Raw genomic sequence first — 15,000 nt, 5'->3', positions numbered from 1 at the left:
TACATGGGAAAGCTCCCACAATCCGGGCGCGAGCATATCGTAAATCCCTTGCCTCCCATTGTAGATAGGGATTCTCGCGTTCTGTTATTGGGTTCGATGCCAAGTCCTAAATCTCGGGAAATTGGCTTTTACTTTGGTAATCCACAGAATCGTTTTTGGCGTGTTATGGCCGGTCTTTGGGGCGAGAAGCCCTTGGAAAGCAGTGAAGAAAAGATACGCTTCTGCCACCTACACCATGTGGCCATCTGTGATGTTTTGAAGGCGTGTGACATTATAGGCGCCAGTGATGCGAGCATTGAAAATCCGGTTCCCAATGACATTGCGAGTTTGCTTGAGCAGGCAAACATTGTGCAGATATATACGCTTGGAGGCATGGCTACACGGCTTTACCATCGCCATATTGAACCGACAACTCACCTTGCCGCTACGTCATTGCCGTCAACAAGCCCCGCGAATGCTCGCATGACTCTGGACGATTTAATTTCGGCGTTTACCGTTGTACGGAAAACGGCAGAGGCATTCAGATAGCATAATTGTTTCCAAATGATTATCGATTTTATGATGTGGTTGACAAATTCCTAGTTGCAAGTAGGATTATTCTCATGCGATTTAAGACGATGACATACACCATGCCGTGTGCATACACCGCAATCTGTCAAAAGCCCGGGTCTGCTATGGCCAGGGGTCGGGTGCTCTGTGTCCTCTTCTGGTAAGGGTTCGGGCGTTAAGCTGTTTGTTTTACCTTTCGGAAAAATAATACGCAGATAATTGGCTTGTATATGCAAAATGTGCTGCAAGCTTTGGAGAGGATTGTAATCGCATGGATTGGGGCTTCATCGGGAAATATCTTCCCCTGTATGCCACGGCTGCACGCATAACCATTGGTATTTCATTTTTTGGTATCGTAGCTTCACTTATAGTGGGTTTAATCTGCACGGTAGTTGTACAAGCAAAAACTCCCGTACTGAGACAATGTGTATCGGTATACGTTGAACTCTCGCGTAATACCCCCTTATTGGTGCAGCTCTTTCTCATTTACTTTGGACTTACCAAAATCGGTATCAAGATGGATGCGGAAGTGGCGGCGGTAGTCGGGTTAACTTTTTTGGGCGGCTCATATATGGCCGAGGCTTTACGCTCCGGCTTTGACTCTGTAGAGCGCATACAGGAGGAGTCGGCGTGGGTGCTTGGTCTCTCACAGAAGCAATCGCTTTGGTATGTGGTTCTCCCACAAGCACTTTCCGTATCACTGCCAAGTCTTGTTGCCAATACGATTTTTCTCATTAAAGAATCGTCGGTTGTCTCGGCTATTGCTCTGGCTGACCTTATGTTTGTTGCAAAAGATCTCATCGGCATGATGTACAACACAACAGAAGCTCTCTTTATGCTGGTGGTTGCCTACATTCTCATTTTGGTACCTGTTTCTCTTATGGGAAGCCGGCTTGAGAGGAGGTTTGACTATGCTCGCAGATAATATTCTTTTGCAAGAGGGTGTTATTCCTCGTCTTTTGGGAGGGCTGTGGGTCACCGTTGAGATTGGATTTCTTTCCGTCGCGCTTTCGATTCCTCTTGGAGTGTTTGTTGGTCTTTTGATGACGTCCCGCTCCAAAGTTATTCGTGCGATTTTGAGGATGTATCTCGAAGTTGTTCGTGTGATGCCCCAGCTTGTCTTACTCTATGTGGTCTTTTTTGGCACCGCAGCCTGGTTTGGTGCCAACCTTGACGGATTTGAGGCTTCAGTTGCAGTGTTTACCTTTTGGGGAGCTGCCGAGATGGGAGACCTTGTTCGTGGCGCACTTACGTCAATTCCAAGTTCTCAATATGACAGTGCATTTGTGCTGGGACTTTCTCGCCGTCAAACATTTCTACGAGTCGTTTTACCTCAGGCAATACGACGCTTGCTTCCGCCTGCAATCAACCTTATTACACGCATGATTAAGACGACGGCACTTTGTAATTTGATCGGAGTTGTTGAACTCATTCGCGTCGGCTCTCAGATCACTGATTTTTATCGTTTCAAATTTCCGACAACGGGAGCCTTGTGGATCTATGGCGCCATTTTCTTCTTGTATTTTGCCGCCTGTTTTCCCTTGTCGCTTCTTGCGCGCAGACTTGAAAGGAGTGCTCAAAAATGAGTGTCAATACCGCGAAAACTCCTGAAAAAACCACCGGTATTATGGACGGTGCTGTGCAGGTACCGGTGCTTGAGATTAAGAATCTTGTAAAGTCCTATAAAAGTAATGCGCCCGTGCTTGACGACGTTTCATTTTCCGTCAAGAAGGGACAGGCCGTTGTGGTTTTGGGTCCTTCCGGCTGCGGCAAGTCAACGCTTTTGCGTTGCGTTGTCGGACTTGAAGACATTCAAGGGGGAGAAGTAATCCTTGCGGGCCAAAAAATCTCTGGCGAGAAACACACTCACGTCCATTCAGGTATCGGAATGGTGTTTCAGAGCTATGATCTCTTCCCCAATATGAACGTTCTGAAAAACGTGTCCTTGTCGCCCCTCATTGCTCAAAAGCGCAACAAGGAAGAGGTATATGCGCAGGCGGAAGAGCTGCTTCGCCGTGTGGGGCTTTGGGATTTACGTGAGGCGTATCCTTCATCTCTTTCGGGTGGGCAAAAGCAGCGGGTGGCTATTGTAAGAGCCCTTATGACCAATCCTGAGGTCATGCTTTTTGATGAAATTACCGCAGCTCTTGATCCTGAAATGGTGTACGAAGTTCTGGAAGTGGTGATGGAGCTCGCCAAGCAAGGTCGCACGATGATAATCGTGACGCATGAGATGAATTTTGCACGTGCGGTGGCCGACCATATCGTCTTCATTGACCAGGGCAAGATCGTTGAGGAATCGGATGATGCCGAGAAGTTCTTCTCGGCTCCCACAACAACTCGTGCAAAAGAATTCCTTAAAACTTTTGAGTTTGATAAGACCTCTCGTCATACTACTTCGGACTAGAAAAGAGTTTATATGAACAACTTATTTGCAAACGTATCCCGTCGCGCATTTCTTGCGGGTGCCGCAAGCTTTTCCACAATGCTCCTTTCCGCATGCGACCATGGCGGCGGTCAAACGGCAACGGGCGGCGGTTCTGCAGGCGCATCCGATACATTCCGCAGTGTCGATGACATCAAAAAGGCAGGAACAGTCAATATTGGATATTTTTCCGATAAGGCTCCTTTCGGCTATGTCGATAAGGACGGTAAACCTGCCGGCTACGATGTGGTTTTTGGCAACCGACTTGCAAAAGACCTTGGGGTAGAGGCTAACTACATTTCTACCGATGGCCTCAATCGTGTTCCCTTTTTGCAGTCAAACAAGGCAGACATTATGCTTGCAAACTTTACGGTAACCGACGAGCGTGCCGAGAAGGTTGATTTCTCGCTTCCGTACATGAAGATCAAGCTCGGTATTGTTTCCCCTGAGTCGGCGGTTATTAAAAGTGTCGATGAACTCAAGGGTAAAAAACTTATCGTATCTAAAGGCACTACTGCCGAGACGTATTTTGAGAAGAACTATCCTGAGGTCACCATGGTTAAGTTTGACTCGTATGCCGATGCCTACAATGCGCTTTTGGACGGTCGCGGAGACGCGTTTTCAACCGATAACACCGAGGTTTTGGCATGGGTGAAATCTAACCCCGGCTTTGTGGTGGGTGTAGATGATTTAGGAAATGCCGATACCATTGCCGCTGCCGTGCATAAAGGCAATACGTCGCTTCTTGAGTTTATTAACAATGAGATTACGGGGCCGCTTGCAGAAGAAAACTTCTTTCACAAAGATTATGAAGAAACGCTCAAACCGGTTTTCGGTGACGACGTTGATCCGGAGACCATTGTGGTTGAAGGCGGGAAAGTGTAGCTCTCGTTTGCTACCAAATGGTTAATTACCTCGAAAGCTCAAAGATCTCAATCTTTGAGCTGTTAGAGTAGCTGAAACGTTTTGCTTGAATGCAGCGTTTGACAGTACGTGAGCACGGCGCAAGGGGAGGTATGTATCGTATGGCAGATTCTACTAAAAGGCAGAACAGAGAAGTGGCCTCAACGGCGAAGCAGGAAAAAAAGGGATTCAAGGTTCCGCGTATCCCAGGAGACATCATGCTCTATCCGCTTCTTGTCGGTCTGCTTCTAAACTCTTTTTGTCCACAGGTGCTTGCCGTTGGAAGCTTTACAACGGCGGTTGTCAAAGGCTCTTCTACCATTGTCGGCCTGCTTTTGATCTTTATGGGTGCAAGTATTAATTTACGTGCAGTTCCCGAAGCCTTGAAGACGGGTGTTGTGGTTCTTGTGCCAAAGTTGGCTCTCTCCATTGCCCTTGGTCTTGGTGTAGCCGCTTTCTGCGGAAACAATTTCTTTGGCCTTTCCGCACTGTCCATTATTGGCGGTATTGCATTTTGCAATGTTGCTCTTTATTCCGGCATCATGACAGAATACGGCGACTCAGGAGAGCAGGGAGCAACGGCGCTTCTCGCCCTTACCGCAGGCCCGACCATCACCATGCTTGCCCTTGGAGTTTCCGGCCTTGCCGACATCAAACCTTTGGTATACGTGGGAACGCTGCTGCCTTTGGTATTGGGCATCATCATGGGAAACGCAAGTCCGTTTTTGAAAAACCTGTTGGTTCCCGGCATTAACCCCTGCATTGCGGTCGTGGGCTTTTCTCTTGGCTGTGGCATGAGCCTTGAGCAGCTTATTCAAGGCGGTCTTTCCGGGGTACTTCTCGCGGTGCTCTGCATTGTCATTGGTATTTTGACTTCACTTTTTGAGAAACTGTGCGGAGGATCGGGCAAAGCCGGCGTCGCTTCCGGTACGGTCGCAGGAACCGCTGCTACAACGCCAAAAGCTTTTGTGGAAGCCGACGCGTCCTATACTGCCATCGCCCCCGTTGCTACGGCTCAAATTGCGGCGGCAGTGGTCATTACGGCGTTTTTTGCACCGATCATTACCGGATGGGTTGATAAAAAATTCTGTCACGATACGCTTAGTAGTGACGGTGTCCAAGAAGAGAATGCTGCAACAGTGCCTTCTTCGAAGGAGCCGCCAATACGGAAGTAGGTTATGGGTGGCGTGACGATAAGGAAGCGGATGTCAAAACTGCGGCAGGACATATCAGGGTATTCACTTGCTTGTCCTGCTGCCCGCTTTTTACAGGGTGCTTTGTGCTGTGAAGAGCTTGCGGATGGCTGGGTTCACCCCGAGCGATTTTCCAAAAGTCAAATGCGCGCTCTTGGCAGTTGTCTGGCTTGGCATCCCGGACTCTATCGCCAAATGGCGCGATGCACGTCCGGTGTTTTGCTTTCTTTTACAACCGACTCTCAACATATTGCGCTTGAGCTCTTGGTAGAAAAACCGCCGCAAGGCACCCAAGCGGTACTGCGTCAGGTACCTTCAGGCATACAGGATTCCTTGGCCGTTAGTGTCGATAAGAAGCAAACGGTCCTGGTACCTATTTCGATAGACAATGAGAACAAGACCTCACGACTCTCTTTTGGAGAGCCCGATGTTTTGCGTTTTAGCGTAGAGGACCAAGAAGATACAAAAGGGACGCCGCGGCTTCCGGGGTTTGGTGAGGTTCATCAGGTACGGATATGGTTTCCTTGTCTGACAGGTGTTTTGGTCCGAACCCTTTTTGGAGACGGATCGTTCTTCTCGCCAGTAGAGGCACAAAAAGGACTGGTAGTCATAGGAGATTCTATCGCCCAAGGTTTTGTGGCGGGAAGCCCGACTCGGACGTGGCCCGCACAGCTTGCGCATAAACTCAAACTCAGTCTGTGTAATCAAAGCATTGGCGGACAAATCTTTCAGGCAGAAGTGATTGAGAAGCCAAATGTGGCTTGGGATATAGAGCTTGTAATTGTAGCCTTGGGTTCAAATTATCGTTTTGAAAAAACCAATAAAGGGCAGGTAAAGCAGGATATCAGGCGGACATTGCATGAAGTTGCACAAGAATATAAAAACTCCCGAATCATTGCAATAACACCATTTCCTCACTTTGAAACACGGTATCCCACGCATCCTCTTTCTTGTTTTTCTGACGTAGAGGATTTTATTTTTGAATCGGCGAGATCCGAGCATATTGAAGTCATTCGTGGAGCGGATCTGATTGACGCAAACCCCAAACTCTTTGCGGACGATGACCATCCCAATGTACACGGAGCCACTCAGATAGCATCTCGTCTTGCAGATGCTCTCAAAGAAGTTTCCAAGACTTTCGAGCGGTTTTAATTTGTGTCCGGACACACCTTTATCATAGTTTCAAAATTAAGGATTGGAGGCGTACATGATACGCATGAACACCCTTGCTCCAACGCTTACAGGGTCCGTATCAAAAGAGCTTGAGAAAGAAATTGCGGCCCAGGTGAATTCGGGTACGTTGAGCCCGTTTGCGTGTCGGGAGGAGGCTATAGTACGTCGTGATATGTCGCGCGATACAGACAGTGCGCTCAGGCCTGCTTTTGTGCGCGATACCGAGAAAATCCTGCATACGCCGGCATACAATCGACTGAACGGAAAAACGCAGGTATTTTCGTTTCGCTCCCATGACGACATTACGAGACGCGGCTTACATGAACAGCTTGTTGGCCGCATAGCGCGTGATATCGGACGAGCTCTTGGGCTTAATCTCGATCTCATTGAAGCCATTGCCCTCGGTCATGATGTTGGACATACTCCCTTTGGTCATGCGGGTGAGTATTTCTTAAATGACGTGTATCAAAAACACACGGGGCGTTGGTTTTTCCATAACGTCCAGAGCGTGCGCGTACTCGATGGGCTCTACAAGAGAAATCTTTCTTTGCAGACGCTTGATGGGGTCATTTGTCATAACGGTGAGTTCGAACAGCAGATTTTGGAAATGAGCAATCTCGGCTCGTTTGAAGAATTTGATCGGATTGTTGAAGATTGCTGGGTAAGGGGAGATCAGACCATTGGTCATCTGCGGCCTATGACGCTTGAAGGCTGTGTGGTGCGCATCTCAGATATCATTGCGTATGTGGGAAAAGATCGCCAAGATGCCATTCGTGCCGGCGCAGCCACTGAAAAGTCCTTTGATGACGGTCTTGGTGGTGCGTATAATACGTGGGCTCTTTCTGCCTTTACGGCGGATATTATTGAGCACAGTTTTGGTAAGAACCGCATCTCAATGAGTGAAGCGGCATTTCAAGAGATGAAGCGTGCTAAACGTGAGAATTATCAGAAGATCTATGGTTCAGCGGAGGCCAATGGAGATTTTTCTGAGGATATTAAAGACCTTTTTGCCAGGCTTTATGACTATGAGCTTTCTGTTCTTGCCTCAGGAAATACGTCACACGCTCTTTTTAAGCATCATATAGAGCCACTCCAGAAACATCTTTCCTATTACGGCAATACCTATGATTGGGAACAGGACCCCCATCGTGTCGTGGTAGATTTCATCTCTGCAATGACTGATGATTACTTTGTAGCAACCTGTGAAGCTCTCTTTCCGGAAGCTCGCAAGCTGTTTCCTCAAAGGTCTTATTTTGAGGATGGGGTTTATGTGTAAGTGCAGGTGTCTCTTGGCAGTCGGTTCGTTACAATAGATGTATGGATACATTGTTTTCAGGCATACATCGTGCTGCCAAGCACGCAAATGCGCCCCTTGCCGCCCGCATGAGGCCCCAGACACTTGAGGGGTATGTGGGACAGACGCAGGCGGTGGGCGAGGGTTCATGGCTGCGTCGCGCCATTGAGCACGATACCCTTTCTTCTGTGTTGCTCTATGGGCCTGCGGGTACCGGAAAGACAACGCTCGCGCATATTATTGCAAACAGCACCCATGCGGCGTTTGTTGAGGTTTCGGCAATTACGGGTACGGTAAAAGACTTGCGTCGTGAAATAGAAGCTGCCGAGTCTCGTCTTCTTACCGCAGGAACGCGTACGATTCTATTTATTGACGAGATCCATCGATTTAATCGCTCTCAGCAAGATGCTCTGCTCCATGCAGTGGAAGATCGTACGGTAGTGCTTATCGGTGCCACTACGGAAAATCCGTATTTTGAGGTCAATAGCGCACTGATTTCACGCTCTCGCGTCGTGGAGCTCTATCCGCTTGATGATGAAGCCATTTCTCATCTGATTGAGCGTGCATGTGAAAGTTCTGATGGTCTTGCGGGCGCGTATACGCTTAACCCCGATGCTCTGCAAGAGATTGTTACCCTTGCGGGCGGCGATGCAAGAGCGGCCCTCACGTCTCTTGAGCTTGCAAGCCAGATGGCGTCTCCGGCTGAAAATACCGAGACAAAAGATGCAGACCAAAAGGATGTGGGTCAAAAAGAACCCATTGTTATTACGTTGCAGCATGTTTTGGAGGCAAATCCTCGCCGCGGCCTGCCTTATGATAAGGCGGGTGATATGCACTATGACGTTATCTCTGCTTTTATCAAGTCCATGAGAGGATCCGATCCTGACGCTGCTCTTTATTGGCTTGCGCGTATGATTGATGCCGGAGAAGATCCTAAGTTTATTGCTCGCCGTATTATGATTTTGGCATCCGAAGATATCGGTAACGCCGATCCGGAGGCCTTGCTTATTGCCGAGGCGGCGTTTCGGTCGGCAGAAGTCATCGGATATCCGGAGTGCCGCATCAATCTTGCTCAGGCGGTACTCTATATGGCACTGGCTCCCAAATCAAATGCCGCTGAAGCAGGCATTGATGCTGCTTTGGCAGAAGTGCGAAAAGGTCCTCGCCGTGAGGTTCCTCCGTATTTGCGAGATCGTCACAGGCCCGGTTCGGATGAGTATGGAGCTTATCTGTACCCCCACAATTACCCAGGAGGATGGGTCGAGCAGCGCTACTTGCCCAAAGGTCTTTCCCGTGGCGCGTTCTTCTCGCCGTCTGATCGAGGTTGGGAGGCGTGGAGGCTTGAGGCCATTGCCCGCGACAGAGGGGAAACAACATCTTCACAAACAAACAAAAAATCCAAGCCCAAAGGGTCAAAGTAGTTTGAGATGGGTAGAATAGGAACTGTCACTGATTGCTTGCCCCGTGGTACTGCATCGTCTGTAAGGAGAGGTACTCAATGAATTACATAGATATCGTACTGATACTTTTGGTAATCGCCGGTATTTGGGCGGTAGTTGAAATTGCCTTGACGGTGCGTTCGGCACGCAAGTCGATTGAAGAGGTAACCGTTTCGGCTAATCAGACTATCGAGCAGGCGCAGCCCATCATAGCCAAGCTTGATGGCATGATGGATGATCTTGATCCCACAATCAAGCAGATTCCCGCTCTTATGGAAAAGGTCGATACTACCGTTGACAGCGCTAATACCTCTCTTGAGAGCCTTAATGTGGTTTTAGGAGACGTTGCCGCGGTGTCAGGAGCCGCATCGGCAGTAACGGCAACCGTAAGCAAAGCCGCCTCCGATGCAGTAAGCGGTGTCGTCGATTCCGTCTCTAAGCTCGGAAGCGGTATTGGCTCTGTGGTAAATCCCTCAAAGCTTGCCGCTGCCGCTCAGGCTCGCCTTCACGGTGCTTCAAAAGAAGCAAGAGAAGGAACGGATGAAGTTTTGGAAGAGCTTCCTTTGCTATCTCAAGAGAGAACATCTCCAAAGCCAAAGCATGACGGCCCTGCATATGTTGACTATGGTGATGAGGCTAAAGGAACAAAATCCTCTTTTGTGGTAAACACCACACAGGATACCAAGCCGTCAAAAGATAAAGAGTAGTGGTGGGGATGAATCAAAAGGTCGTAACCCTTACGGTTCCAGCTGATGGTACCTTTGCTCGCTCGGTTCGTATGACTGCCGCAAATTTAGCGGTTCTTGTGGGTATGAACGTCGATGAGCTTGAAGATATCCGCATGGCTGCTGAGGAAGGGTTTGTGTATGCCTGTGGCACGCAGCCAGAAAACGTTGAAGTTATATTTACTCTCCAAGATGGCTCCATAGCCATGGACTTTAGCCTTGGCGAGAAGGATCCCGAGGATTGTGGAGATGTGGCTGAGGGTCAGCCTTTGGAGCTTGTCGAGTTACTTCTTTCGGCAATTTGTGACGATTTTTCTCTTGACGATGAAGGCTATACACTCCACCTTCTTAAGGTGACAGGCGGACCTTATGCCGGATAACGATGCTGCCAAACAAAAAGCGGCACGCAGGGCGGCACGTAGGATTTCCAGGGGCACTCCTGCATGGGATAAAGACCGTACGCGCAAGCTCTTCGCGCAGTATCAAGAGACACATGATTCCGAGGTAAGAGATCAGCTTATTGTGAGCCATCTTAATCTCGTGCGCTTTTTGGCTTCAAAATTCAAAAACCGTGGCGAGCCGCTTGATGATTTGATTCAAGTTGGAACAATCGGTCTTATCAAAGCAATTGACCGCTTTGATCCTTCAAGAGGTCTTGAGTTTACTACGTATGCCACACCTACCATTATGGGAGAGATCAAACGTCATTTCCGCGATAAGGGCTGGTCTGTTCGGGTTCCTCGTCGCCTGCAAGAGTTGTCTGCAAAAGTGAACCAAATAACTGATGAGCTTACGACAGAGCTTCAACGCAGTCCCTCCATTGAGGAGATTGCCAAAAAACTTGGGGTTTCCGTCGATGAGGTACTTGAGGCGATGGAGTCTTCAGGTGCGTATAGCTCGGTTCCTCTTGAGGGTGGAGGATCATCGGTTGACGGCGATGAAGCTCCCTCCATTATTGATCAGTACATTACTGAAGACGAAGCGCTTGCCGGATCTGACGATCGAATTGTCTTGGAAGATGCCATTGCTGATTTTTCTCCTCGAGAACAAGAGATTATTCGGATGCGTTTTGTTGAAGGTTTGACACAGGTTGAAATTGCCGAAAAACTCGGCATTTCTCAAGTACAGGTATCTCGTCTTCTGAGACGTACGCTCAAACGCATTCAAGAAAAGATTGATCCTGAAAGTGTGACCCGATAGGGCCGGAGGAGAGGCTTGTGCAAGGTAAAAACAAGCGCTTTACCAGCGTTCCTTTGGTAAATGAATCGGCATGGCGACGCCGTGGTATTGTTGCGTGGGCTTTGCTCGGTATGGCCGGTGTGTTTGTTGTGGTAATTATGGCGCTTGGAAGCGTGAGTCAAGCGGTAGAGCTTCTCGCCATTGGTGGAATCGTTGCATTTATATGTGCGCCTCTTACCAATAAGCTTGAGACGTGGAAGGTGCCGCGTGCTCTTTCGGCACTCATTGCGCTTATCGTTGTGCTGCTTATTCTTGTAGGCTTTATTGCGTTAATTGCGCAGCCGTTGATAGACGAATCGCTCATCTTGCTGAGAAACGCCCCTCTGTATGCAAGGCAGATTCAAGATATGGTGCAAGAAGCGTGGATAACCTATGACGCCATAGGAAATTCGGCTGTTCGCAGTACCGTCAATTCAATTATTCTGCAGGCATCCAATCTTGGTGTTTCGTTTGCGGGGGAAGCGTTTCGGTGGCTTTCCGCAAATGCCCTGAGCAATATTTCCACGCTAGGCGAGCACTTCATGAGTTTCTTTTTGGGACTGGTACTCGCGTATTGGCTTGCCAAGGATTATCCCGTTATGGTAAGAGAGCTTGCCGTCATTGCGGGTCCTCAACGAGACGATGAAGTGAGGTTGCTTCTTGCCATTTTAAGCCGTTCCGTTGGCGGATATATGCGCAGCACCATTGTGACGTCTATAGCAAACGGCGTACTTGCCTATGTCGGTTGTTTGTGTATTCAAAACCCCTATGCGGGGCTTATCGGTACCATTGTGGGTGTTTTGCATATCATACCGGTTGTTGGCCCTGTTTTTTCTGCCGGTATTGCGTTGATTCTTTCGGTATTACAAAGTCCAATGCTCGGGCTTTGGACGCTTTTAGTTCTTGTCGTTGCTCAAAACGTAACCGACAATGTCCTGTCTCCTGTGGTCATGGCCTCAAGTGTTAAGGTGCACCCGGGGCTTTCTCTCGTAGGCATTATGATTGGCGGTGCCCTCGGGGGCATTGTGGGAACAATTTTAGCCATTCCTATCACCGCAGCTCTTCGAGGAGTTTTTGTATATTACTTCGAGGCGCATACCGGCAGACAGATTGTCTCCTATGATGGAGCGCTTTTTAACAGTACGCCGTTTCATGACGCAGACGGCAATATTCATCCTGCGTTTGATGCTTTGGATGACGATTCGTTCTTTGAGTCCACGCGCTTGGTCGACAAGAGCGAGGCGGTTTGTGTTGAAGCGGATGAAAAGCCGGAAAAAACAATCAATATCGCCGAAGATATTGCAAAAGTTTTTTCAAAATTTTCAACTCCTGAAAATATAGGCGACCAACAAGTGTCGAGTACGGTAGACTCAGAAGCCGAAAACAAGTCGTCTTTGCCGAAAGAGAAATAGAACTGGAGCACTTTATATGTCTAATTACAAGACCATGACCACAGCTGAGATTCGCAAGAATTTCCTTGCCTTCTTTGAGTCAAAGGGATGCAAGGTATATCCCTCATCGTCGCTGGTACCCTCAGATCCGTCGCTTCTTCTCGCCAATGCGGGAATGAATCAGTTCAAAGAATACTATCAGGGCATTAAAACGATGAAGGAGATCGGTGCCACTTCATGTCAGAAGTGTTTGCGCACCAATGATATCGACAACATCGGCGATAATCGTCACCTGTCCTTCTTTGAAATGCTGGGCAATTTCTCGTTTGGAGGTTATACCAAACGAGATGCGTGTACATGGGCCATGGAGTTCATTTCAAGTCCAGAGCATCTTGGTCTGCCGCTTGATCGTCTGTATTTTACGGTATTTACCGATGATGATGAGGCTGCCGAGATTTGGCACTCGTTAGGTGTTGCCGAAGATCATATTTCTCGTTTGGGCGAGGAGGACAACTTCTGGGCAGCCGGTCCAACGGGTCCGTGTGGCCCTTGTTCTGAGATTTACTTCGATCAAGGTCCTGAGTTTTCCGGCGAGAAGCCCGGCGATGACGGAGACCGCTACCTTGAGTTTTGGAATCTCGTCTTTACGCAATACGATCGTCAAGAAGACGGCTCTATGCCGGAGCTCCCGCACCGCAACATTGATACCGGCATGGGCCTTGAGCGTATTGCCGCCATCATGCAGCATGCGGGCTCCAACTATGAGGGCGACATTATGACGTCTCTTATTGAGCTTGGTGAGAAGCTTTCGGGTAAGCGTTATCAAGCCGGAAACGAAGAGGTTGATCGCAGTCTCCGTATTTTGGCCGACCACAGCCGTGCGGTGTCATTTATGATTGGCGACGGAATTCTGCCCGGAAACGAAGGTCGTAGCTATATCTTACGACGGCTCCTGCGCCATGCGGTGTATCATGGCCGTCTTGTGGGCATCCAAAAAACATTTATGGCTGAATATGCAAATGAGGTCGTGCGCCTGCTTGGAGATGCGTATTCTGAGCTTGTTGAGAAACGCGTACTTATTGAAGGCATTTTGACGGCAGAAGAAGAGCGGTTTGGCACAACCCTTGAAGCCGGTGAATCCAAACTGGAAGATGAGCTGAAAAAGCTTACCGGAGATGAGTGCCTTTCCGGAGATGTGGCCTTCCTGCTTCATGACACCTACGGTTTTCCCATTGACCTTACGCGCGAGATTGCGGCCCGTGCGGGACACGCCGTTAATGAGGCGCAGTTTGATGCTGCAATGGCAGAGCAGAAGCAGCGCGCGCGTGCAAGTGCCAATCGCGATGCGTGGGGCAAAGCGCAGTCCGTGTGGGTGGCGCTTTCCGATCGCCTTGATGAAACGGTCTTTGACGGTTATAACCACAATGAACTGGAAGGCTGTAGGGTTGTCGCTTTGGTAAAAGGCGGGCAAGAAGTTGATTGCGCGGCCGTAGGCGATGAGGTTGAGGTAGTGCTTGACCGTACGCCATTCTATGCGGAGATGGGCGGTCAGGTAGGGGATACCGGTACGCTTTCGGCGGATAATCTTTTTGTTCAAGTGAGCGATACAAAGCACAAGGAAGGCAACCTCATTGCGCATGTGGGGCAGGTAGAAGAGGGAGAGCTTCATACAGGTGATGTCCTGATAGCCGTGATTGATACCGGCCGCCGCGAGCTTATCCGTCGCAACCATACCGCAACGCACCTTCTTGATGCGGCTCTCAAACTGATACTTGGTTCCCATGTGAATCAGGCGGGATCGCTTGTTGCCCCTGATCGTTTGCGGTTCGATTTCACGCATTTTGAAGCGCTTACTTCAGACGAGCTTGCCCGCATTGAGGGAATGATTAATGCCGAGATTTTTGCCGCCAAACCCATTGTTACTCAGATCATGAACATCGATGAAGCCAAAGCCGCAGGTGCGGTGGCGCTTTTTGGCGAGAAGTACGGTGATGTGGTCCGCGTTGTTTCGGTGGGAGAGGAAGACCATCCGTTTTCTCGGGAACTTTGTGGTGGAACCCATGCGAAAAACACTGCTGAGCTTGGTCTTTTTAAGATCGTATCTGAGAGCTCCGTTGGTGCGAACTCCCGTCGTATCGAGGCGGTGACTTCAATGGGCGCTATCAGCTATGTAGACGAGCGTCTTGTCCAGCTTGATATGGTTGCACACGGCTTAAAGGTTCGCCCCGAAGCGGTGGCTGCCCGCGTTGAACAGCTGCAGAGCGATCTTCGTGAGGCACATAAAAAAGCAGAGGCGGCAACGGTTGGCGCCGGTTCAAACCGGATAGCGGAAGCGCTGCATAATGCCCATGAGCTTGATGGTTATCGCTGCGTCATTACAAGGCTTGACGATCTTTCCGGCAAAGATCTGCGTTCTGTTTGGGACGGAATACGAGATGCCTCAGACGGCCATCCCGTGGCGTGCGTTATCGCATCCGTAACGCCCGATAAAAAAGTCGCTCTTCTCGCGGGGGCAACGGATACGGCAGTAGCCGCAGGCTTTAGCGCCGGCACTCTTATCAAAGATATTGCCGGCTTGGTGGGAGGTCGCGGCGGCGGTCGGCCAAACATGGCTCAGGCCGGCGGCGTTGATATCTCGGGTATTGATGTGGCGCTTGAGGCGGCAAAACAAAAGCTCGGAATATAGGCTC

At 49.4% G+C, this 15,000-nt stretch carries 14 protein-coding genes; all 14 read left to right on the top strand.

The window, feature by feature from the left end; all coding sequences use genetic code 11:
• The first annotated feature begins 3 nt into the window (after positions 1 to 3).
• The 14 genes from ATORI0001_RS07200 to alaS all read left to right on the top strand — a co-directional run bounded on the left by ATORI0001_RS07200 (position 4) and on the right by alaS (position 14,996).
• Complete coding sequence (locus ATORI0001_RS07200) at positions 4 to 528, top strand: DNA-deoxyinosine glycosylase (protein ID WP_003150547.1); 525 nt, start codon at positions 4 to 6, stop codon at positions 526 to 528.
• Positions 529 to 820: 292 nt separating this feature from the next.
• A complete protein-coding gene (locus ATORI0001_RS07195) occupies positions 821 to 1,474 on the top strand; it encodes an amino acid ABC transporter permease (protein WP_003150600.1) in 654 nt (217 codons plus the stop codon).
• Positions 1,461 to 2,135 (top strand): amino acid ABC transporter permease, encoded by a 675-nt coding sequence (locus ATORI0001_RS07190; RefSeq protein WP_003150587.1) that lies wholly within the window; start codon positions 1,461 to 1,463, stop codon positions 2,133 to 2,135. The genes ATORI0001_RS07195 and ATORI0001_RS07190 overlap by 14 nt, the downstream gene beginning before the upstream one ends.
• Positions 2,132 to 2,956, top strand: coding sequence for an amino acid ABC transporter ATP-binding protein (locus tag ATORI0001_RS07185; protein WP_003150608.1), 825 nt, complete (start codon positions 2,132 to 2,134; stop codon positions 2,954 to 2,956). The genes ATORI0001_RS07190 and ATORI0001_RS07185 overlap by 4 nt, the downstream gene beginning before the upstream one ends.
• 12 nt (positions 2,957 to 2,968) lie before the next feature.
• On the top strand, positions 2,969 to 3,859 hold the full coding sequence (locus tag ATORI0001_RS07180; protein WP_003150618.1) for a cysteine ABC transporter substrate-binding protein: 891 nt from the start codon (positions 2,969 to 2,971) through the stop codon (positions 3,857 to 3,859).
• 140 nt (positions 3,860 to 3,999) lie between these two features.
• Positions 4,000 to 5,052 (top strand): 2-keto-3-deoxygluconate permease, encoded by a 1,053-nt coding sequence (locus ATORI0001_RS07175; RefSeq protein ID WP_050768539.1) that lies wholly within the window; start codon positions 4,000 to 4,002, stop codon positions 5,050 to 5,052.
• Between the two features lie 30 nt (positions 5,053 to 5,082).
• Complete coding sequence (locus ATORI0001_RS07170) at positions 5,083 to 6,222, top strand: SGNH/GDSL hydrolase family protein (protein WP_003150461.1); 1,140 nt, start codon at positions 5,083 to 5,085, stop codon at positions 6,220 to 6,222.
• 55 nt (positions 6,223 to 6,277) lie between these two features.
• Positions 6,278 to 7,519: a deoxyguanosinetriphosphate triphosphohydrolase family protein gene (locus tag ATORI0001_RS07165; protein WP_003150488.1), complete on the top strand. Its 1,242-nt coding sequence runs from the start codon at positions 6,278 to 6,280 to the stop codon at positions 7,517 to 7,519.
• Between the two features lie 41 nt (positions 7,520 to 7,560).
• Positions 7,561 to 8,958 carry a replication-associated recombination protein A gene (locus tag ATORI0001_RS07160; protein ID WP_003150454.1) on the top strand — a complete coding sequence of 466 codons (1,398 nt, stop codon included), beginning with the start codon at positions 7,561 to 7,563 and terminating at the stop codon, positions 8,956 to 8,958.
• A gap of 77 nt (positions 8,959 to 9,035) precedes the next feature.
• Entirely contained in the window at positions 9,036 to 9,683 is a 648-nt protein-coding gene (locus ATORI0001_RS07155; protein WP_003150476.1) for a hypothetical protein, read from the top strand.
• Between the two features lie 8 nt (positions 9,684 to 9,691).
• Complete coding sequence (locus tag ATORI0001_RS07150) at positions 9,692 to 10,081, top strand: ATP-binding protein (RefSeq protein WP_003150465.1); 390 nt, start codon at positions 9,692 to 9,694, stop codon at positions 10,079 to 10,081.
• Positions 10,071 to 10,901 carry an RNA polymerase sigma factor SigF gene (locus ATORI0001_RS07145; protein ID WP_003150463.1) on the top strand — a complete coding sequence of 277 codons (831 nt, stop codon included), beginning with the start codon at positions 10,071 to 10,073 and terminating at the stop codon, positions 10,899 to 10,901. Before ATORI0001_RS07150 ends, ATORI0001_RS07145 begins: the two co-directional genes overlap by 11 nt.
• A 17-nt stretch (positions 10,902 to 10,918) precedes the next feature.
• On the top strand, positions 10,919 to 12,331 hold the full coding sequence (locus ATORI0001_RS07140; RefSeq protein WP_003150602.1) for an AI-2E family transporter: 1,413 nt from the start codon (positions 10,919 to 10,921) through the stop codon (positions 12,329 to 12,331).
• 16 nt (positions 12,332 to 12,347) lie between these two features.
• Positions 12,348 to 14,996 (top strand): alanine--tRNA ligase, encoded by a 2,649-nt coding sequence (gene alaS / locus ATORI0001_RS07135; RefSeq protein ID WP_003150516.1) that lies wholly within the window; start codon positions 12,348 to 12,350, stop codon positions 14,994 to 14,996.
• Positions 14,997 to 15,000: the final 4 nt, after the last annotated feature.

Origin of the sequence: Lancefieldella rimae ATCC 49626, from assembly GCF_000174015.1 — a bacterium.
Taxonomy (GTDB): domain Bacteria; phylum Actinomycetota; class Coriobacteriia; order Coriobacteriales; family Atopobiaceae; genus Lancefieldella; species Lancefieldella rimae.
This window is presented reverse-complemented; position numbering and strand designations above follow the sequence as displayed.